Source organism: Staphylococcus pasteuri, assembly GCF_030547725.1.
Taxonomy (GTDB): domain Bacteria; phylum Bacillota; class Bacilli; order Staphylococcales; family Staphylococcaceae; genus Staphylococcus; species Staphylococcus pasteuri.
Map to the genome: position 1 here is coordinate 1 of NZ_JAUOQO010000585.1, position 254 is coordinate 254.

Consider the following 254-nt stretch of genomic DNA (forward strand, 5'->3'; position numbering starts at 1 on the left):
GTTCAATGTTAGCGTTACCGAGAAACAAGGCATTGATACCTGGCACTCAGACGTACGCTTTTTTGAGATTATCGATGATAGCGGTGAGCTGCGAGGCTCGTTCTACCTAGATTTGTATGCTCGTGAGCACAAACGCGGTGGTGCCTGGATGGACGGCTGTATTGACCGTCGTGTAGACGCCGATGGCAAACTGATTAAACCAGTCGCTTACTTGACTTGTAACTTCAATAAACCGATTGGCGATAAACCTGCGC

General features: G+C 48.4%; 1 protein-coding gene. It reads left to right on the forward strand.

Translation table 11 applies throughout. From position 1 onward, the window contains the following. Window positions 1–254 (forward strand): M3 family metallopeptidase (locus Q4528_RS14815; protein WP_303522429.1); only part of this gene is annotated, 254 nt, incomplete at both ends.